General features: G+C 42.5%; 14 protein-coding genes. All 14 read left to right on the forward strand.

What is annotated here, in order from left to right:
* Window positions 1-20: 20 nt before the first annotated feature.
* The 14 genes from ybeY to KXJ59_RS02545 all read left to right on the forward strand — a co-directional run bounded on the left by ybeY (window position 21) and on the right by KXJ59_RS02545 (window position 22035).
* The gene (gene ybeY / locus KXJ59_RS02480; RefSeq protein ID WP_295200766.1) at window positions 21-458 is read left to right on the forward strand and encodes an rRNA maturation RNase YbeY; all 438 of its coding nucleotides are present in this window, start codon (window positions 21-23) and stop codon (window positions 456-458) included.
* 158 nt (window positions 459-616) lie between these two features.
* Window positions 617-1285 (forward strand): CAP domain-containing protein, encoded by a 669-nt coding sequence (locus tag KXJ59_RS02485; RefSeq protein ID WP_295200768.1) that lies wholly within the window; start codon window positions 617-619, stop codon window positions 1283-1285.
* Between the two features lie 70 nt (window positions 1286-1355).
* The gene (locus KXJ59_RS02490; RefSeq protein ID WP_295200772.1) at window positions 1356-1994 is read left to right on the forward strand and encodes a hypothetical protein; all 639 of its coding nucleotides are present in this window, start codon (window positions 1356-1358) and stop codon (window positions 1992-1994) included.
* A 30-nt stretch (window positions 1995-2024) separates the two neighbouring features.
* On the forward strand, window positions 2025-3893 hold the full coding sequence (gene mnmG / locus KXJ59_RS02495) for a tRNA uridine-5-carboxymethylaminomethyl(34) synthesis enzyme MnmG (RefSeq protein WP_295200774.1): 1869 nt from the start codon (window positions 2025-2027) through the stop codon (window positions 3891-3893).
* A gap of 307 nt (window positions 3894-4200) precedes the next feature.
* Entirely contained in the window at window positions 4201-5205 is a 1005-nt protein-coding gene (locus KXJ59_RS02500) for a proline iminopeptidase-family hydrolase (protein ID WP_295200776.1), read from the forward strand.
* 163 nt (window positions 5206-5368) lie between these two features.
* Window positions 5369-8428, forward strand: a complete 3060-nt coding sequence (locus tag KXJ59_RS02505; RefSeq protein ID WP_295200778.1) for an amidohydrolase family protein — start codon at window positions 5369-5371, stop codon at window positions 8426-8428.
* An 11-nt stretch (window positions 8429-8439) separates the two neighbouring features.
* Window positions 8440-9762, forward strand: coding sequence for an amidohydrolase family protein (locus tag KXJ59_RS02510; protein WP_295200781.1), 1323 nt, complete (start codon window positions 8440-8442; stop codon window positions 9760-9762).
* A gap of 294 nt (window positions 9763-10056) precedes the next feature.
* Window positions 10057-12504 (forward strand): DUF5916 domain-containing protein, encoded by a 2448-nt coding sequence (locus tag KXJ59_RS02515; protein WP_295200783.1) that lies wholly within the window; start codon window positions 10057-10059, stop codon window positions 12502-12504.
* Window positions 12505-12601: 97 nt separating this feature from the next.
* A complete protein-coding gene (gene polA / locus KXJ59_RS02520) occupies window positions 12602-15451 on the forward strand; it encodes a DNA polymerase I (RefSeq protein ID WP_295200785.1) in 2850 nt (949 codons plus the stop codon).
* Between the two features lie 96 nt (window positions 15452-15547).
* Window positions 15548-16015 (forward strand): nuclear transport factor 2 family protein, encoded by a 468-nt coding sequence (locus KXJ59_RS02525; RefSeq protein WP_295200788.1) that lies wholly within the window; start codon window positions 15548-15550, stop codon window positions 16013-16015.
* 114 nt (window positions 16016-16129) lie between these two features.
* Window positions 16130-16921, forward strand: a complete 792-nt coding sequence (locus KXJ59_RS02530) for a sterol desaturase family protein (RefSeq protein ID WP_295200791.1) — start codon at window positions 16130-16132, stop codon at window positions 16919-16921.
* A gap of 103 nt (window positions 16922-17024) precedes the next feature.
* Window positions 17025-17597 (forward strand): sigma-70 family RNA polymerase sigma factor, encoded by a 573-nt coding sequence (locus KXJ59_RS02535; RefSeq protein ID WP_295200793.1) that lies wholly within the window; start codon window positions 17025-17027, stop codon window positions 17595-17597.
* A gap of 74 nt (window positions 17598-17671) precedes the next feature.
* The gene (locus KXJ59_RS02540; RefSeq protein ID WP_295200796.1) at window positions 17672-18727 is read left to right on the forward strand and encodes a FecR family protein; all 1056 of its coding nucleotides are present in this window, start codon (window positions 17672-17674) and stop codon (window positions 18725-18727) included.
* 77 nt (window positions 18728-18804) lie between these two features.
* On the forward strand, window positions 18805-22035 hold the full coding sequence (locus KXJ59_RS02545; RefSeq protein WP_295200798.1) for a SusC/RagA family TonB-linked outer membrane protein: 3231 nt from the start codon (window positions 18805-18807) through the stop codon (window positions 22033-22035).
* The last annotated feature ends 20 nt before the right edge of the window (window positions 22036-22055 follow it).

Raw genomic sequence — 22055 nt, forward strand, 5'->3', positions numbered from 1 at the left:
GTATTAGAAGATATACGAGTATGAAGAGGATTATGTTTCGTTACGCAGACCGTCGATTAACCCTTGCACAGAAAACGGCTATTCAGGAATTTGTTGAAAAGCTCTTTACGAAAGAGAAAACGCCCTTGGCGCGAATCAACTATATCTTTTGTTCGGATGAATACCTTTTGGCTATTAACAGGAGTTTTTTACAGCATGACTATTATACCGATATCATCACATTTGGTTTATCTGCGCCAGGTAAGCCTGTGGAGGCAGAAATTTATATCAGTACAGAGCGGGTGAAAGACAATGCCGGGCAGTTGGACATTTCTTTCAGGGATGAAATGTTGCGTGTAATTTTCCATGGAGCCCTGCATTTATGCGGCTACAAGGATAAGAGGAAAGCAGATATAGCGTTAATGCGAAAGAGAGAAGATCATTACCTCAAACTGTTTTTGAAGGCCTCAGTACACTAACCCTGGTTTTCTCTCTTTAATAAGATACATACAAACAGGTGGGTTAAAGTTGTATGAATACATTCAGACGCGGAGTTAGCGTGAAAAAGAAAAGCGAAATAACATATTCCTGATAAACAGAATCCTGATAATTCGTTTTATTTGATAAACCCCAGTATATGCCTCGTATCGGCATAGTTTGTCTATTTATTTTTTTCCTGCTGAAAAGTCAGGCCCAGATGTCTACCGTAGAGCTGGAGATAAAGCCTGTACCACAACCCCTGCTGCGCGATTTGGATGTAGAACGATGGAATAGCAACAACCGTGAATTTAAATCGCTTTCACCAGAAGCGCAGGAAATACTTTACTGGACCAATTATAGCCGAATCAATCCGAAAAGATTCTGGGATAGTGTTGTAGCGCCCATAATCAGTCTTTTCCCCGAATTGAAAGGGGCGGAATCCCTAAGCCTAAAAGATGATTTGTACAGAAGCCGCCCTCTTCCCTTGTTGAAACTCAACGAATCATTCATAAAAGCCGCCCAGGACCATTGCGATGATATGTCAATCCATAACGCAGAGCCCAGCCATAGTTCTACCGATGGACGTAGTTTCCAGGACAGAATGCGAATGGCCCGGATTAAATCCTGCGCCAATGAAAACCTTTCATTGGGTAGTCACCACATACTTATATCACTCGTTTTACTTTACCTCGATATCCGCCTGCCCGAACTCGGCCATAGAAAAGCGCTTCTAAACCCGAATCTCACAGAAATTGGAATTGGCTATGCTATTTATAGTAAGGATCAATTCTTTATGGTACAGGATATGGCTTGTAGTCAGAACTGAATGTTCCACAAAACACAGTTTCAGGATGAAACATCGGAGTCTGATTTGTTCCACGAATCCCAGTTTCGGGATGAAACATTCCTTAGTTTTGGGTATGGCAAGAAAAAGATGGACTCCGCAAACCGAAATCACAGACTCTTTATTGCGTTTGAGGGAAAAACGAAAATGGCAATTAGCCTACAGGCGTTATGTGGTAGAACAAAAACCAAGCGAAACCTATGGACAATTCTTTGGTTTAGACATTCAAACACTCAGGGAGTGGTTCAGCTTGCAGTTTACGGAGGCCATTAACTGGGATAATTATGGAAAAGCCTGGCAGTTCGAGCATATTGTTCCGGCTACCTATTTCAACTTTTCGGATGATAAAGAGCTAAAACTATGCTGGAGCTTTATAAATATGAGGGTCCAGCCGTTGGACGGTGAAGGTCAATCTACGCCCTCTTTTAACCTTCTGGCTGCTAAAACATATTTTTTTCAACTCCAGGAAAAATCGCAATTGCCTGTTTGTTCCAATATGTTAGAGAAATTAAGCGAGATAGAGGAACAGAATGCTGAAGTGCCAGCTGCCTTATATGATTTTCTTTCAAACCAAAAAGATCGTTTAGAACAGATACAAATGCTATATAGCGGGGAGCTGGATCAACTAAACAGAGGTGTTGCTTTAAAAGAAATCCTCCTTGAACGCGAAATCCTCAAAAAATTCAGCTAATGCCTAAGGCCTGAACTATCTTTGCAAACTATGTTTCCGCAATATGATGTAATTGTAGTGGGTGCCGGTCATGCCGGTTGTGAAGCCGCCGCCTCTGCCGCTAACCTGGGCAGTAAAGTATTACTGGTTACCATGAATATGCAAACCATCGCCCAGATGAGTTGTAACCCGGCCATGGGTGGTATTGCCAAAGGACAGATTGTTCGTGAAATAGATGCCATGGGTGGGTACAGTGGTATTGTGTCAGACATCAGCACCATTCAGTTTCGTATGCTGAACAGGAGCAAGGGCCCGGCCATGTGGAGCCCACGTACCCAGAACGACCGCATGCTCTTTGCTGCCAAATGGAGAGAAATGCTCGAGAATACGCCCAATGTAGATTTTTACCAGGATATGGTTCGTTCCATCATCATCAAAGACGGAAGGGCCTGCGGGGTTGTAACAGGACTTGGTCACGAAATACAATCAAAAACAGTTGTTGTTACCAGTGGCACTTTCTTAAATGGCATCATTCATATTGGTGAAAAACAATTTGGCGGAGGAAGGGTGGCTGAGAAAGCCTCAACAGGTATTACCGAGCAATTGGTAGAACTGGGTTTTGAAAGCGATCGTCTGAAAACAGGAACACCTCCCCGTGTAGATGGCCGCAGCCTCGATTACAGTAAAATGGAAGAGCAGAAAGGCGATGATGAAATTGTGGGTTTCTCTTATACCGATACACCCCGCATCAAAGCCGCAGATCAGCGAAGCTGTTATATTACTTATACCAACGAAAAAGTACACGATATATTAAAAACCGGTTTCGATAGAAGTCCGATGTTTCAGGGACGAATTGAAGGAACGGGTCCCAGGTACTGTCCGAGTATTGAAGACAAGATCAACCGTTTTGCAGATCGTGAACGGCATCAGTTATTTGTAGAACCGGAAGGATGGAACACGGTTGAAATTTATGTAAACGGATTCTCAACTTCATTGCCCGAAGAAGTTCAATACGAAGCAATTCGTACTGTGCCGGGGTTTGAGAACTGCAGGATCTTCAGACCTGGTTATGCCATCGAGTACGATTATTTTCCACCAACACAATTACAATATTCGCTCGAGACAAAACTGGTTGCTAATTTATTCTTCGCCGGACAAATTAACGGAACCACGGGTTATGAAGAAGCGGCTTGTCAGGGTTTGATGGCAGGTATCAATGCACACCAGCGTGCCAGAGAATTAGATCCTGTGATCCTGCAAAGAAGTGAAGCCTATATTGGTGTATTGATCGATGACCTCATCAGCAAAGGAACGGATGAACCTTACCGGATGTTTACCAGTCGCGCCGAATTCAGAACATTGTTGAGACAGGATAATGCCGATCTGCGTTTAACAGAATTGAGTTACCGTTTAGGTTTGGCTTCGCAGGATAGAATGGACAAAGTGATCAGCAAGCGAAACAATGTAACAGCCATTAAAAAAATATTACAGGAGATGAATGTGGAGCCGGATCAGATCAATCCATATTTTGAAAAAATTGGTTCGGCGCTGATCACAGAAAAACAAAAAGCAGCTAAAATTATTCTTCGTCCGAATGTTGACCTTCTTTCTCTTGCTGCGTATATGCCTGCATTAAAAGAGGCGCTGTGTTCTTTTGATCAGGACAGCCTGGAACAATCTGAAATACAGATTAAATACGAAAGATATATTGAGAAAGAACAGGATATTGCTACGCGGATGAGTCAGATGGAGAATACAAAGATTCCCGAAAGTTTTGATTATGATAAAGTAGCGGCCATCTCAAACGAGGCCTTGCAAAAATTCAAACGCATCCGTCCGAGAACATTGGGGCAGGCAAGCCGTATCAGTGGTGTGAATCCGAGTGATGTACAGATTTTGATGGTGTATATGGGGAGGTAGATTTCTGTAAGTATTGGTCAATGAAGAATACCGGCGCCAGATAAAAATATCTAAGATGAAAAGAGTCGTCTCATTTATTTCCCGTCATTTCAAATCATAGCCCAACAAGTAAACCACCTGAGATGAACTTTGATAAAGTTGATTTTGAGTATTTACTAAAACAGAACCCGCCCGTAAAGTAGCATGAAGAAAAGCCACAGATTCACAGATTGGTAAACTAAAATCTGTGGCTAAAATTTTTCTTCCATCTGTCTGAAAGAATAAAAATCAAAGAAGGTGTATCTTTAATAGCATACAATTAAATGCCATGAGATATATCCTTTCTTTCTTTATCCTGCTCATAATTGTCTCCTGTCAGCAAAAGCAAACTACAGTTACCGATTATTTCGCACAAAAAGATTCCGGCGTACAGGTTGCCGGCATCAAAATGATTCCCATCAAAACACCTGTTGGTACATTCAAAGTGTGGACCAAAACCATCGGCAATAACCCACGCATCAAAGTATTGTTATTACATGGTGGTCCGGCCATGACACATGAATACATGGAAGCATTTGAAAGTTTCTTTCCTAAGGAAGGTTTTGAAATGATTGAGTATGACCAGCTCGGCTCTTACTATAGCGACCAGCCTACAGACAGTTCTTTATGGACAACAGAAAGGTTTGTAGAAGAAGTAGAACAGGTACGCCAGGCACTTGGTCTAACAAAAGATAATTTTTACCTGCTGGGCAATTCCTGGGGAGGCATACTCGCCATGGAATATGCGTTGAAATACCAGCAACACCTGAAAGGATTGATCATCTGTAATATGATGGCCAGTATTCCGGATTATGAAAAATACAATGGGGTGCTGCGTGCACAAATGCGTCCCGGACTTGTTGATACGCTACAATCTTATGAATCAAAGGGATTGTTTAAAGATCCGGTTTATCAACAGTTGATATTCAATGAATATTATACCAAACACCTCTGCCGTTTACCGGAGTGGCCCGAACCGGTAAACCGTTGTTTCAAACACATCAACGAAACTATTTATGTAATGATGCAGGGTCCAAGTGAGTTTAAGGTAGGCGGCCGCTTATTGACCTGGGACCGGAAAGCCGATCTTCCGAAAATCGCCGTTCCAACACTTACCGTGGGCGCCAAATACGATACCATGGACCCGGCCCATATGGAATGGATGAGCAAACAGGTAAAAAACGGGAAATACCTCTATTGTCCGAACGGAAGCCATCTGTCTATGTGGGATGATCAGAAAATATTTATGGAAGGCGTAATCAAATTCATCAAAGAAACAGACCTATTAAAATAAATCTTCCTATCCCTGCTCCGGACTTAAGTCCGGAGCTAAGATGGGTAAAAGACCTTTCCACCGATTTCATTTGTCCATTCATCCTTAAAATACTAAAACCTTTTTGCCACCCCGCATATTTCTGTAGCTTTAAAGTCTTCCTAAAACCAATCTAAAAACTACCATGAGAAGACTAAAGCTCCTGTTTTCGGGGCTCCTGTTTGCATCCCTGCTACAGGCCCAGGAAACATTTCAGGTCAATGGTGTTGGCGACAAACGCGACGGATGTTATGCGTTTACCAATGCCACCATTGTAAAAGATGCACAAACCACACTCACCAATGCCACACTCGTCATCCGTGATGGAAAAATTGTATCGGTAGGAAATGGCGTTGCCATTCCAAAAGATGCAGTAGTAGTTGACTGTAAGGATAAATATATCTATCCTTCCTTCATCGATATTTTCAGCGATTATGGTATGCCACAGGCTCAGCGTCAGCAGGGCGGCGGCGGTTTTAACTTCAATGCACCCGCACAGTTAACCTCCAACCAGAAAGGTGCTTATGGCTGGAACCAGGCACTGAAGTCTGATGTACAGGCCTATAAAATTTTCACTGCCGATGAGGCCCGCGCAAAACCCTTACGCGATATGGGTTTTGGTACCGTACTCACACACCAGAAAGATGGTATTCTACGTGGTACCGGTTCTGTGGTTACACTGGCCAATGATGCAGATAATTTCCTTGTGGTAAAAGAAAAAGCAGCCACACATCTTTCTTTTAATAAAGGAACATCGGGTCAGTCATATCCAGGCTCCTTGATGGGAACCATTGCATTATTGCGTCAGACATATTTAGATGCACAATGGTATAAAACCAATCCTGCAGCTGCTGGCTTACAGGGAGACGGTGTAAATATCAGTCTGAAATATTTCAACGACCAGCAATCGCTTCCGCAGATTTTTGATCCGGCCGACAGGGCAGGAACCGATTTCTGGAACATCATCCGTGCCGATCGTGTGGGCGATGAGTTTGGCGTTCAGTATATCTTGAAAGCAACAGGTAAAGAATACCAGCGTATTAAAGAAGTGGCTGCTACCAAAGCGCCCTTAATTGTAGGCTTGAATTTTCCAGCAGCGATGGATGTTGAAGACCCCAATGATGCACGTCTGGTATCACTGGCCGATATGAAAAACTGGGAACTGGCTCCTACCAATCCTGCCGCTATCGAAAAAGCGGGTATATCTTTTGTATTAACATCAGCCGATCTCCGCGACGCACGCACATTTATGACCAACCTGAGAAAAGCCATGGAAAATGGATTATCAGAAAAAGCGGCCATGGAAGCGTTAACCAAAACACCGGCTACCTGGTTGGGTGTATATGATAAAGTAGGCAGTATTGATAATGGCAAACTCGCCAATTTCGTTATTACTACGGGTCCTGTATTTGCAGAAAGAACAACCCTGCTCCAAAACTGGGTACAGGGAAAAAAATATGCAGTTAATGAAAGTGCCTGGACCAGCGTAACAGGTTTGTACACACTAACCACCAACGGTGCCAAAGGAACCAATACCTATAGTGTAGATGTAAAAAGCAGTTCTTCAGCAACTGTTATTGCAAAAGACACGGTAACAGCTACATTTAGCTACGATGGTAAAGCGGTTAAGTTCAGCTTTGCTCCTGAAAGACGTTCACGTAATATTATCCGCTTCAGCGGATTTAATAATGGTGGCGACTGGAATGGTATGGCAGAAGATGCAGAAGGTAACAGAATGACCTGGACCGCTAAACTCAATTCAATCAAACCAGATACGGCCACTGCCCGCACCAGACCAACACCTCCAAACAGAATTGGCAAAACCATGTATCCGTTTACGGCATATGGTACCGATTCTACCTTACCCGCACCGGGAACATACCTGGTTAAAAATGCTACGGTATGGACCAGCGAAAAAGAAGGTAAACTGGAAGGAACGGATGTATTGGTAAAAGGAGGAAAGATTGCTCGCATTGGTAAAAACCTGAGCGACGCATCCGCAACCGTTATTGATGGTACGGGTAAACACCTTACCGCAGGTATTATTGATGAACACTCACATATTGCATCTGCATCTACCAACGAAGGCGCACAGAGTGTTACTTCTGAAGTTCGTATGCAGGACAACCTCGATCCGGATGATATCAATATCTATCGCCAGTTAAGTGGCGGTGTAACAACATCACATATCCTGCACGGCTCCGCTAATACCATTGGTGGTCAGACACAGCTTATCAAGTTGCGCTGGGGTGTGAATGATGAAGAACTGAAATTTAAAAACTGGGATCCCTTTATCAAGTTTGCTTTGGGTGAAAACGTAAAACGTACATCATCAACCAGCAATAACCGCTTCCCCGATACACGTATGGGTGTGGAGCAGGTATTAACCGATGCATTCAACAGGGCAGTAGCTTATGAGAAAGCGATGAAAGCCGATCCTAAAGGCACACGTCGCGATCTTGAATTGGATGCGCTGGTAGAAATCATGAACAAACAGCGTTTTATTACCTGTCACTCTTATGTACAAAGCGAAATCACGGCCACCATGCGAGTAGCAGAGAAATTCGGATTCCGCATCAACACGTTCACTCACATTCTCGAAGGGTATAAAGTAGCCGATAAGATGAAAGCCCATGGCGCAGCGGCATCTACTTTCTCCGACTGGTGGGCATATAAAGTAGAAGTAACCGATGCCATTCCTTACAATGCCTATATCATGAATAAGGTTGGACTAACTGTAGCCATTAATTCAGATGATGCTGAAATGGCGCGCCGTTTAAATCAGGAAGCAGCGAAGAGCGTTAAATATGGCGGTATGAGTGAAGAAGAAGCCTTGAAAATGGTAACCATTAATCCGGCTAAAATGCTGCATGTTGACGACAGAGTGGGAAGTATTAAAGCAGGGAAAGATGCAGACCTCGTTTTATGGAGCGATCATCCGCTGAGCATTTATGCGAAAGCAGAAAAGACAATGGTAGATGGTACCATTTATTTCGATCGTGAAAAAGATGCAGCCATGCGTAAACAGGTGTTGGCAGAACGTACAAGACTCATCGGTAAAATGGTGGGAGAAAAAAGAGGAGGCCGTCCAACCATGCCGGCTACACCGAGTTACAAATATGTACACACTTGTTTAGACCATTCTCATAAACTGGGTATGCTGGAAATTGAGGCGGAAGAAGAAACCCATGGCGATAACCAATAAACCACTGCAACATGAAAAAATCATTTTTATATATCAGTGTGCTGACGCTCCTGCTTTCCAAAGCAAGCATTGCACAGGATGATGTTTATCCTGCAGCCAAGCAGTCTAAAAAAACAGCCATCACCAATGCCACGGTGCATGTGGGTAATGGTAATGTCATTGAAAACGGAACCATTGTTTTCGACAATGGAAAGATCACCTATGCCGGTGCTGCTGCCGGCGCTCCTTCTGCCGAAACAACCATTGACGCAAAAGGAAAACATGTATACCCCGGTATTATTCTTCCGGCATCGAACCTGGGCTTACAGGAAATTTCGGGTGTGCGGGGAAGTACCGATGTAAATGAAATCGGCGAACTCAACCCCTCTGTACGTTCTATCGTAGCGTACAAAGCAGAGTCGATTGTTACGAATACCATTCGTGCCAATGGTATCTTGTTTGCACATGTGGCTCCCGGCGGTCAGTTAATTGCCGGTCAGTCATCTGTAGTACAGCTTGATGCCTGGAACTGGGAAGATGCGGCTTACAAAGCCGACAACGGCATGCATTTTTATATGCCCAGCCTGCTGGCCCGTCCGGGCGGCGGTCGTTTTGCAGCACTGCTTGCACTACTCGGTCCACAGCAATCGGCCGATCCTGTTAAAGCAGCGCTCGACAGAATTGAGGGAGTAAAAGCATTTTTCAGACAAGCAAAAGCTTACCACCAGAAAGATGCAGGCAAAGAAATCAACCTCAAGTTTGAAGCAACCAAAGCTTTGTTTGAGAAAAAACAAAAATTCTTTATCCATTGCTCACAGGTAAAACAAATGCTGATAGCAATAGATTTTGTAAAAGAATTTGGGTTTGATGTTGTGGTAGTAGGTGCCGGTGAAAGCTGGCAGATTGCCGACCTCCTCAAGCAAAACAATATCTCTGTTATCCTTACACAGGAACATAACCTGCCAACACTGGATGATGATGATGTGGATCAGCCCTACAAATCAGCCACTTTCTTGCAAAAAGCAGGTGTATTGTATTGTCTGAATGATGATGATCCGCAGAACCGTGGCCGTAACCTCGTATTCAATGCAGGTACAGCAGCGGCATATGGACTTGGAAAAGAAGAAGCCCTGAAAGCCATCACATCCAATGCTGCCAAAGTGTTGGGTATTGATGACAGAACAGGAACAATCGAAGTAGGTAAAGATGCGAATATCGTAATCAGTGAAGGTGATATTCTTGATATGAAGAGCAGTATTGTTACCAATGCCTTTATTCAGGGACGCTCCATTAGCTTACAAAGCAAACACACACAGTTGTTTGAACGCTATAAACACAAGTACGGTATCAAATAAGCAGACTCACTTGTTTTAATGTTTAAACCCCGACGATATCGTCGGGGTTTTTGTTTTGTGCCCTTTCCTTATCTGGATATAAAATTCAGGGTCGGCTTAACAAAAGATTTACAGTAACATCCTTACTAATCACCACCCTTCTCATACAATTACCGCTCATCGTTCTTATGGGGTCCTTAACAGCCGTCAGTCTGTAACGTTTCTACTTTTACTACGTTTAGTTTCGTATAAACAATGATCCGGGGCCGTGCATGGCCCCTTTCAAGCCAAACAGATATACTATAAACTGACTGTATGAGAACCTTATTAACAATTCTGAGCCTGTTAATATATACAACCACACTGCTTGCCCAGCAAGCGGAGAAAGTGGTGAAGAAAATTCCTGCTGTAAGAACTACGCAGAAGATTGTTATTGATGGTAACCTGAAAGATTCTGCCTGGTTACAAGCACCCGTAGCTACCGATTTCATAGAATGGAGACCCACATTCGGCAATAAGGAGGATGATAAGAACAGAACCGAAATCCGTATTCTGTACGATAACAATGCCATCTATATAGCCGGCTATGCACACGAAGCGAGTCCGGACAGTATTACCAAAGAACTGGTAGGGCGCGATGTAGTGGGTGTGAACGATTTTGTGGGCGTCATCTTTGATACCTATCATGATAAAATAAATGGCTTTGGTTATTATGTAACCGCATTAGGCGAACAGTTTGATGCAAAATATTCTTCCAATGGTGAAGACGGAAGCTGGAACAGCGTTTTTGAAAGCAATGCACAAATACAATCGGATGGCTGGACCTTTGAAATGAAAATACCTTATGGTGCCATTCGTTTCGGTAATACCAAAATACAGGATTGGGGTATTAATATTACCAGGAGAAGAAGCAAAAGTGGTAAGCAAATGATGTGGAGTCCGACAGACCCGGCCATCGGCGGTAATTTTTTGGCGCAGTTTGGTTTGTGGACCGGTGTGCAGGATATAAAACCACCGGTTCGTCTATCCTTCTCGCCATATCTTTCTACTTACGCCAACCATTTTCCCTATAACCAGGCGGGGGTAAAAAATACCACCACATCTATCAACGGCGGTATGGATGTAAAATATGGCATCAACCAGGCATTTACATTAGACATGACACTGGTGCCCGATTTTGGTCAGGTACAAAGCGATAATCAGGTATTGAACCTCACGCCATTTGAAGTACAGTTCAACGAAAACAGAACCTTCTTTACGGAAGGAACAGAATTGTTTGGAAAAGGAAACCTCTTTTACAGCAGACGTATCGGCGGCACACCCATACATCTTGGTAAAGTGCAGGGTCAATTACAGCCCGGTGAAACCGTTGGACAAAATCCGGTAGAAACCAGGTTGCTCAATGCAAGCAAAATAAGCGGAAGAACAAGTAAGGGTTTGGGTATTGGTTTCTTTAATGCGGTTACCAAAGCGCAGCATGCCAGCATAGAAGTGGGTGGAGAAGAAACCAGAAAGTTTGAAACCAATCCGCTTACCAATTACAATATTCTTGTGTTCGATCAGTCCTTAAAAAACAACTCAAGCGTATCGTTGATCAATACCAATGTTACCCGCAGCGGAACAGATTATGATGCCAATGTAACAGCGGCACTATGGGACATTTATGACAAGAAAAATACCTGGAACGTAAATGGTCAGGTAGGTGTGAGTCAGTTAATTGGTTATGAAGCACCCGGAAAAACGCTCATGGGGTATAGTCATAACCTGGGTTTTGGAAAAACAAGCGGCCGTTTCAATTTTAATCTCTGGCAGGAGCTGGCCGATAATAAATACAACCATAACGATATGGGGTATTTTACCAATAACAACTATTTCAATAATGGACTTTGGGTGGCGTATCGTTGGCTAAAGCCAAAAAAATGGTATAACCGTATTCAGGCAAATATGAATATCAGTTATTCCATGCGTTACAAACCAATGGACTACCAGCGATTCAATTTTAATATCAATGCCAATACACAACTGAAAAATCTTTGGTGGGCCGGGTTCAATGTAAATATCAATCCGGAGCAGAACGATTTCTTTGAGCCCAGGGTAAACGGCAAAGTATTTAAACGTCCCGGTAGCTGGGCCACGGGCGTTTGGTTTGAAACCAATAATGCAAAAAAATATTCTGCAGTGTTTGAATTGTTTAACCGCACATTCAATCAGTATGGCAGCAACGGACAGGATATCTTTATCAGGCACAATTACCGTTTCAATAAAAAACTTACACTTTCTGTAAATAGCTTTTTACAGTTCTTCCACAACAATCTTGGGTATGCCACGATGTACAGTCCCGACAGTATTATTTTTGCCTTACGCAAAAGAAATACAGTGGAGAATGTATTTAATGTAAAATACAATTTCACCAATAAAATGGGACTTACTTTCCGTGCCAGACATTACTGGAGTAAAGTAGCCAATAAGGAATTTTATAAACTGCGTGATGATGGTTACCTGAATCATATAGCAGGTGGAATCAATAGAAATGTAGATTTCAATGTGAACTATTTCAATATCGACATGGTATACACCTGGCAGTTTGCACTGGGTAGTTTCATCAATGTGGTATGGAAAGACGCCATCAGCACTTTTAACCAGGACACCCGTACCACTTACTTCAAAAATTTTGGCAATACCCTCAGTTCCGATCAGCAAAACAGTATTTCCATCAGGATTATTTATTTCCTTGATTACCTGAACCTGAAGAAGAAAAGCTGAGTGGTGAGCAGCGAGTAGTCGGTAGTGAGAGGTATTGGTTTATTTTCTTTACTCACTACCGACTACTCACTACTCACTATTTCCCTACCTTAGCTCTATGGCTAAGAAACTATTTCTGCTGGATGCGCTTGCCCTTATTTATCGTGCTTATTATGCGCTGATCCGGAACCCGCGTATTACTTCAAAAGGAAGAAATACCAATGCACAGTTTGGTTTTACCAATACTTTGTTTGATCTCATCAACAAAGAAAAACCAACCCATCTGGCAGTTTGTTTTGATACACATGCCCCTACTGAGCGTCATACCGACTTTACAGAATACAAGGCCAACAGACAGGAAGCTCCTGAGGACCTGATTGATTCTATACCCGATATACAGCGCATCATACGCGCCTTTAATATTCCCGTGGTGGAGATGGATGGTTATGAAGCCGATGATGTAATTGGTACCGTAGCCTGGCAGGCTGCAGACAAGGGCTATGAAGTGTATATGGTTACACCCGATAAAGATTATGGTCAGTTATTGATTCATCCCGGCGTATATATTTATAAACCTGCTTCTTTTGGTAATCCCTCAGAAATATTGGATGCCGCCAGGATCTGTGAGCGTTGGGACATACAGCGGGTACAACAGGTGGTAGATATGCTTGGTTTGATGGGCGACGCTGTAGATAATATTCCCGGCATACCGGGTGTGGGTGAGAAAACAGCGGCCAAATTGCTGAAAGAATATGATACACTCGAAAACGTACTGGCCAATGCCGATAAAATAAAAGGCGCATTAGGCGAGAAAGTAAGGAATGCGGTTGACCTCGCCATCATGAGTAAAAAACTGGCTACTATTATTACCGATGTGCCTGTTGAGTTTCATGAAGAAGATTATCGTCTCAAAGAATGGAACAGGGAAGCGTTGACAGAAGTATTTACCGAACTCGAATTTAAAACACTTGGTAAACGCATACTTGGCGACGACTTCAATGCTTTTCATGCAGCACCTCAGGGTGTTCAGACCGATTTGTTTGGTAATGCAGTAGAAACACCAAAAGCATCATCCAAATCAACAAAATCTGCAGAGCCGGTAACACCTGTGAGTGGTCCGGAAACAGAACAGGCTGGTTTGATAGCAGAAAAAAACATCAACAATACAGTACATAAATATGAATTAATTCAGGGTGTCGATGCCATTCAACAGCTGGTATCAACACTGATGCAGCAAAGCGAAATTTGTTTTGATACAGAAACCACCGGCACCGATGCCAATAATGTAGAACTCGTTGGCCTAAGCTTTTCTTACAAAGCAGGTGAAGGCTATTATGTACCCTGCCCGCAGGATCAGGATGAAGTGAAAAAAATACTTGGGCAGTTCATACCACTTTTTGAAAAAGAAACGGTTACCTGGATTGGACAAAACATAAAATATGATTTGCTGGTTTTAAAATGGTACTGTATTGAAATCAAGGGTCAATTATTCGATACCATGCTGGCGCATTACCTCATTGAGCCCGAGGGCAGAAGAAGCATGGACCTGCTGAGTGCACAATTTTTGGGTTATGAGCCTGTACATATTGAAGAACTGATTGGTAAGAAAGGAAAGAACCAGGGAAGTATGCGCGATGTGGAACTGGAAAAGATAAAAGAATATGCAGCCGAAGATGCCGATATAACTTTTCAGCTGAAACAGGTTTTTGTACCCCTGCTGAAAGAGAAAGAAGTGCAGCCTGTATTCGACAATGTTGAGAACCCACTGGTAAGAGTGTTAACCGACATGGAATTTGAAGGCGTAAAAATTGATGTTGACTTTTTAAAACAGTATAGTAAAGAATTAGAAACAGAAGCCAAAAGATGCGAAGAAAGTGTGTATGCGCAGGCGGGTGTTCGTTTTAACCTGGCATCACCCAAACAATTGGGAGAAGTATTGTTTGAAAAATTACAACTCGATCCCAAAGCCAAAAAAACAAAAACGGGTCAGTATGCAACCGGTGAAGATGTGTTACTAAAACTGGCCAATCAACATAAAATTGTAGACGATATATTGGGTTTCCGCGAGTTAACCAAACTCAAATCAACCTATGTTGATGCATTGCCAGAAATGATTAACCCTAAAACAGGTCGTGTACATACCAGCTATGCACAGGCTGTGGCGGTTACGGGCAGATTGAGCAGCAACAACCCCAACCTGCAGAATATTCCCATCAGAACGGCGAGGGGAAGAGAGATCAGGAAAGCCTTTGTACCGAGAGAAGAAGGCCGCGTATTGTTAAGTGCCGACTATTCACAAATTGAATTGCGTATTGTAGCAGCCATCAGCGGCGATCCGAATATGTGTGAAGCATTCAGACAGCATAAAGACATTCATACCGCCACTGCTTCTAAAGTATACAACGTTCCGGAGAATGAAGTGACCAAAGAAATGCGCTATAAAGCCAAGAGCGTAAACTTTGGTATTATTTACGGGCAGGGGGCTTTTGGTTTGGCAGATAACCTGGGTATAAGCAGAACAGAGGCGAAAGAAATTATAGATAATTATAAAAAAGAGTTTCCCAATATTCAGCGATACATGGATGAGCAGGTGAATTTCGCCAAAGAAAACGGTTATGTACAAACGCTTGCCGGAAGAAAACGCTGGCTGAAAGACATCAACAGCAGCAACTTCACGGTGCGTGGTTATGCAGAACGAAATGCTATTAACTCACCCATTCAGGGAACGGCGGCTGATATGATTAAACTGGCGATGATAAAAATTCACAACGAAATGAAAACCGCCAGCTGGCAATCGAAAATGATTTTACAGGTACACGATGAATTGGTTTTTGATGCGGTGCCTGGTGAAGTAGACAAACTGAAAGAGCTCATCATCCGCTGTATGACCACCGCTATGCCACTGCCCCACGAAGTACCCGTAGAAGCAGAAGTGGGCATGGGAGGCAATTGGCTCGAAGCGCATTGAGAACAGGGAAATAACGAATAATGAATATCGAATATAGAAGTATCGATTTCTACATTCGATATTCATTATTCATCATTCAATATTTAACCCCCTACCATGAATCCTAACGAAGCAACCATACACAAATTTTACACCGCTTTTCAAAAGCTTGATTATGCAGCCATGCAATCCTGCTATCATCCCGAAGCGGTATTCAGTGATCCTGTTTTCGGCTTGCTGGATGTGCATGAAGTAAAAGCCATGTGGGAAATGCTTTGCAAAAGGGCTAAGGATTTTTCACTTACCTATGATAATATTCAGTTGCTCGATGATGAATATGCCACAACAGACTGGAAAGCGAATTATATTTTTTCGCAGACGGGCCGAAAAGTAGAGAACCAGATCAAAGCACATATGCGTTTTAAAGACGGACTGATTATTGAACATTCCGATGCCTTCTCCATTTACCGCTGGAGCAAACAGGCTTTCGGACTAACCGGTTGGCTACTTGGCTGGTCTGGGTATTTTCATAAAAAACTGCAACTAAAAGCCAAAATCGGGTTAACGCGGTTTATGGAGCAGTAGGTGGGAGACCGAAAGTCGGAAAGTCCGGAAGTCCACAGAATATTACCCATCGTTGACGGCTGATAATTATTCATTGCTCTTTATCTTTATACAGCACCATAAAGTCGACAGGCTATGAACTGGAATGCATTCTTTCAAAACGCAGAGCTTATCGGCAGCAGGTATTTTTTACTGGCACTCATAGGCTTTCTTTTATTCTATGTGTTGTTCAGGAATAAATGGCTGTACAAAAAAATTCAGCAACGCTTTCCCCGAAACAAAGATTATAAAAGAGAGATTCTTTACTCCATCTTAACAATGCTTGTTTTTAGTCTTGTTTCTTCCGTTGTTTTCACACATTCATCCATCAGACCGCATACAACAATTTATAAAGAGATCGGAGAATATGGTTGGTTGTATTATTTCGCCGCTTTCCCGATCATGCTGTTTATGCACGACACATACTTCTACTTTATGCACCGGCTGATGCACCATAAAAAGATTTTCAACTTTGTTCATCTGGTACATCACCAGTCAACAAACCCATCTCCCTGGGCCGCTTATTCCTTTCACCCGGTGGAAGCTTTTATTGAAATTGGTATCCTGTTTGTTTTTGTATTTACCATACCGATGCATAAAACACATTTACTGATTTTCTTTCTGTTCATGATTGTGTACAATGTATATGGACATCTGGGTTATGAGCTCTACCCCAAAGGATTTAATAAAAACTGGTTTGGTAAATGGATCAACACATCTATTAACCATAACCAGCACCATCAATACTTTAAAGGAAACTACGGACTGTATTTTCTTTTCTGGGACCGCATACTCGGCACCATCCGCGAAGATTATGATACGCGTTTTGAGGAAGTGAAAACAAGACAACCGGATGAGATTAATGATGCCGGGATCAGAACAACATAGTTTTCATGTATTAAAAGAATAACTATTTTTCTCATCTTTCTTAACAATCAGATAATCTCCACCATCCTTTTTCTGTCTCAAATTTACGGTCTCAAAACGAGTCATGTCAGGGTACCGTAATACATCATCTTTATTGGTTAGTGTGGCTTCTGTGAAAGAGGGTACAGAAATGGCTTTTACAGCTTTATTCAATGAGTTTCACTCCAAGCTGTTTCGATTTTTTCAAAAAAGAGTGGGCGAACACTATGTAGCAGGAGAGTTAACACAACTTACTTTTATCAAGATCTGGCAAAGCCGTCATACATTATCAACCGATCACGGTATGGACATTCAGTGCTTTACCATTGCCTCTTCCGTACTCATAGATCATATCAGGATGTGTATGGCAGATAAACGTTCGGGCCGTACAGAAGAACTCGAAACGGCTGGTACGGCAATGGTTCATGCGGATGGTAGTTTTGAAACCAGTAATTATATAGAAGTGGCTACCAGCCATCTCCCTCCCGTTCGAAAAAATATTTTTCTCCTCAAAGTGGTTCACGGCTATTCAAACAAAGAAGTAGCAGAAAGCCTTTTCATTTCAGTAAAAACAGTGGAAGACCACTATTCAAAAGCCATCAGGCAACTCCGGTCAATTGCTACTGTTTCGCAATTTTTTCTTTTCATCAACGGGTAATTGTTACCAAATTATTACCAGCAGGGGTAAACAGTATTGTTTTACGTATTAGTTAATAGCAGCGTTTATTTTTTATGCAGGTAACAGAAAACCTATTACAGCGTTTTTTTGATCAACAGTGTTCTGCTGAAGAGGCAGACACTGTTGCATCATACCTGTATAATCATCCAGAAGAAACAGAAAGATGGCTGGGGCCCGACTGGCAACAGGCTGGAAAAGAAATTCCGGTTCCTGCATCGTACAGAAAAGAGATGTGGCGAAATGTACGTAACGAGATCAACCTTACAGAACCGCCACGGATTTACAAAAGAAATATATACCTATCTGCTGCTGCCATTATATTGCTGCTGCTATGTAGCTACTGGTTTTTTACCCGCGAATATAGTGTTGCCGTTCATCAACCACAACTCGCATCAGATAAGCCCATAGAAATGGAACTGCGCGGAAACACAACAATAGCGCCTATTAGCATCCAATTACCAGACGGGTCTGCAGTAACACTGGAGCCGGGTTCAACCATAAAATATGCAAAGGGATTTAGTGGCAGGGAAAGAAAAATAATACTCACCGGAAATGGTTTTTTTGAAGTAGAGAAAGATATAACCCGACCATTTATAGTGGTGGCAGGAGAAATTACTACTACAGCGCTGGGCACTTCTTTTCGTGTGGTTGAAAATGAAGAAAGTGTAACGGTGAAATTGTATACGGGGAAAGTGATAGTAAACAAATCAGGATCGGCCAAACACTGGAGTGGTCCCGTTTACCTGTTGCCGGGAACAGCCATGACATACTCTATCAAACAAACAAGAACAACGGTAGCCGTATTTGTACCAGAAGCAAAAATAAAAAACAGTATAACGGCTATTATAAGTTCAGGAAATAAAAAACAGGTAACGGGTACAGAACTCAATTTCGATAATGCGCCTTTACAGGAAGTGCTGTTGCAAATTGAAGAACGCTATGCCATAAAAATTGAATACGAGCAATCGGTAATAAACAAACATTTTTTCACCGGAAAAGTATTACCAACCGACTCAGCAGAACTCCTGCTGAATGTAATTGGTAATATGAACGGATTAACTATAAAGAAAGAAGGAAGCAACCGTTTTCTCTTGGTAAAAAATCAATAAGCAACATATCAGCAAAAGGTACACATATGGTTAAGCCATGTGAAGGACAAGTTTTGCCGCAACCGAAACAAAAATTTATGAAAAAACTGATCCAGACAAAAAGCCCGCTCTTTGTTTTGTTGTTAATGGTTCTTTCCATTACACAACTGAGCGCACAGTCATCAGTAGCCGATGTTACCGGCTCTGTATTAACCGAAAAAGGAGAAGTGTTACAAGGTGTAACCATTATTGCGCGTAAGCAGACTGCAACCGGTAACGAATCGCTGTCTGCTACTACGAATGAAAAAGGTGTTTTTGTTTTCCGGCAACTGCAGGTGGGTAGCCGTTACAATTTCAGCTTTTCTTATGTTGGATATGAAGACGAGAACCAGAATGGTTTTGTAGTAAAGCAACAGGGACAAACAAACTCTATTCTTATCCGCCTCAGAGAAAAAAACTCACGTCTTGATGAAGTTGTGGTGACAGCATTGGGTATTAAGCGTCAGGAAAAAGCCCTGGGTTATGCTGCGCAAACCATGAAAGAGAATGATGTTAACGATGCCCGCTCTAATAACTGGGTGGGTTCTTTATCAGGAAAAGTGGCAGGACTCAACCTTATTTCTCCCGGCTCTGGTCCGCTAAACTCTGTACGGGTATCGCTTCGTGGCGATGCGTCTATGAATCCGGAAGGAAACAATGCATTGATTGTACTGGATGGTGTACCCATGAACAGTGGCCTCACCTCATCTGGTGTTAACAATGCATATGGTGCAGGATCTGGTAATGATGTGCCGATTGATTTTGGTAACGGCATTTCAGACATTAACCCCGATGATATTGAAAGTATTACAGTATTAAAAGGACCCGGTGCTACGGCCCTTTATGGAAGTCGGGCGGCCAATGGTGCATTACTGATTACCACCAAATCGGGAGCAAGAAAAGAAAAAGGTATCGGTGTAACACTCAACAGCAATATCAGTTTCAATACTGTTTTACGCTGGCCCGATTATCAATATGAATACGGACAGGGTACGGGAAAGGCCCTGAATACAGCCGGTGAAAAGTATTACTCTTATGGCGCTTCTGCCGACGGAGCCAGCACGGGTGGTACCAGTAGTGCTTTTGGTCCTCGTTTTAACGGACAAAACTATTTTCAGTACGATCCTGCAGTAGAGGGGCAGTCGCCAACCCGGTTACCATGGAGACCCTATACAGATAATATCAAAGGATTCTGGAGAACAGGTTCTACTATCACCAATAATATTGCGCTGGAAGGTGGTGGAGAAAATGGTTCTGTTCGCGCATCGCTCACCCATTCAAAAAACGACTGGATCATGCCGAACACCGGTTATAAAAGAATAACTGCAGCACTGAGCGTGAACCAGAAAATATCAGACAGGCTGCGTATTGCATCAAAAGTTAATTATACCAACAAACAAAGCGATAACCTGCCGGCTACGGGATACAACAATCAGTCGATCTCCTATTTCATGATCTTCCAGAACCCGAATGTTGATCTGGCCTGGTACAGACCCATCTGGAAAAAAGGACTGGCACAGGTTGATCAGGTGCATCCTTTCAGTTCATTTATCGACAACCCCTACCTGATTGCTTATGAAATGACCAATGCGGTGAAAAGTAATATGATGGTAGGAAATATTGCCGCTACTTATGAGTTCTCTAAAAAACTCGACTTTATGGTTCGCTCAGGTGTTAGCATGACTAATGAAGAGAGAGAACAAAAGCGCCCATACAGTACAGCGAATTTCCAGCGTGGTTATTATAAGCAGCAAACCATTTTAGATTATGAGATCAATACCGATGTATTGCTGTCGTATAAAAATAAAATCGGGTCAAATATAAATGTAACAGCATCTGCCGGAGCCAATGCCATGAGCCGTTCTTATAAACGCGTGGATGGAACCATAGACGGCCTGGTTACACCTGCGGTTTATAAATTGAGTAATGGTATCAGCAACCCACTCATGACCAATATAAACAGCAACAAAAAAGTAAACAGTATTTACGGTACCGCATCTTTCTCATATAAAAACAGGTTGTTTGTTGATGTAACAGGAAGAAATGACTGGTCGAGTACATTACCTGTTCAAAACAATTCATTCTTCTATCCATCTGTGAACACCAGTGTTATTTTGAGCGAACTGTTTGAGTTACCCAAAAAGATTTCATTTGCCAAACTGCGTTTCTCTGTGGCACAGGTGGGTAACGATACCGATCCGTATAAAACAAGCAAGTATTATGGAATGAGCGATTTCCCCAGCTCTGCTTCTGTTCCTACCATTTTGCACAACGTAAATTTTAAGCCTGAAATTTCTACCAACTACGAAGCCGGTCTGGATATCCGTTTGTTTAAAAACAGGCTGAACCTTGATCTTACCGTTTACAGCAACCTCACGAAGAACCAGATTCTTGATGTGCCCCTTGACCCAACAACAGGTTATTCAAGAGCTGTACTGAATGCAGGCTCTGTTCGTAACCAGGGTATAGAAGTGGTATTGAATGCTAACCCGATAAAGACGAAAAACTTTAGCTGGAACACCATTTTAACCTGGTCGAAAAATCAGAACCGTGTAATGGAACTGGCAGAAGGCATGGATGGTAAACAGGATATTGGTTATGGCGGTAATGCCACCATACAGGCAAGAGTGGGTGGTACAACAGGAGATATTTATGGTTTTGGTTTTGCACGCTCACCACAAGGCCAGGTTATTTATAACAGTAGTGGCTTACCTGTTCGTCCGGCTGAAATTCAATATATCGGAACTGCTTATGCAGACTGGAAAGGCGGTATCCGTAATGAGTTTACTTATAAAGCCTTCCGCTTTAGCTTCCTGTTCGATGGTCAGTTGGGAGGAACCATCTATTCACAAACCCATCATAAAATGAGTGAGCAGGGTAAGCTGAAACATACACTGCGTGGACGTGAAGAAAACTTTATCATCGGTGATGGAGTAATTGAAAATCCCGATAAATCTTATTCACCCAATACCAGAAAAGTATTACCGGTAGATTACTATGTGGAATATTACCGCAGAGCGAATGTGGAATCAAATTCATTTGACGCGTCATTTATTAAACTGAGAGAAGCCAGACTTGAATATAGTTTACCCAAACGTTTACTGGGTAAAACATTATTCAAACAGGTAACTGTAGCCTTGTATGGACGCGATCTGCTGCTGATTACCAGCTTCCCCATTTTCGATCCGGAAACTGCGGCATTGAATGGTTCAGCCATTTTACCGGGTGTTGAAATGGGTCAGTTACCATCGAGCAGAACATTTGGAGCAAATATTACCATCAAGTTTTAATTCAGTAACACCATTATAAA

Source organism: Sediminibacterium sp. (assembly GCF_019264485.1).
Classification (GTDB): domain Bacteria; phylum Bacteroidota; class Bacteroidia; order Chitinophagales; family Chitinophagaceae; genus Sediminibacterium.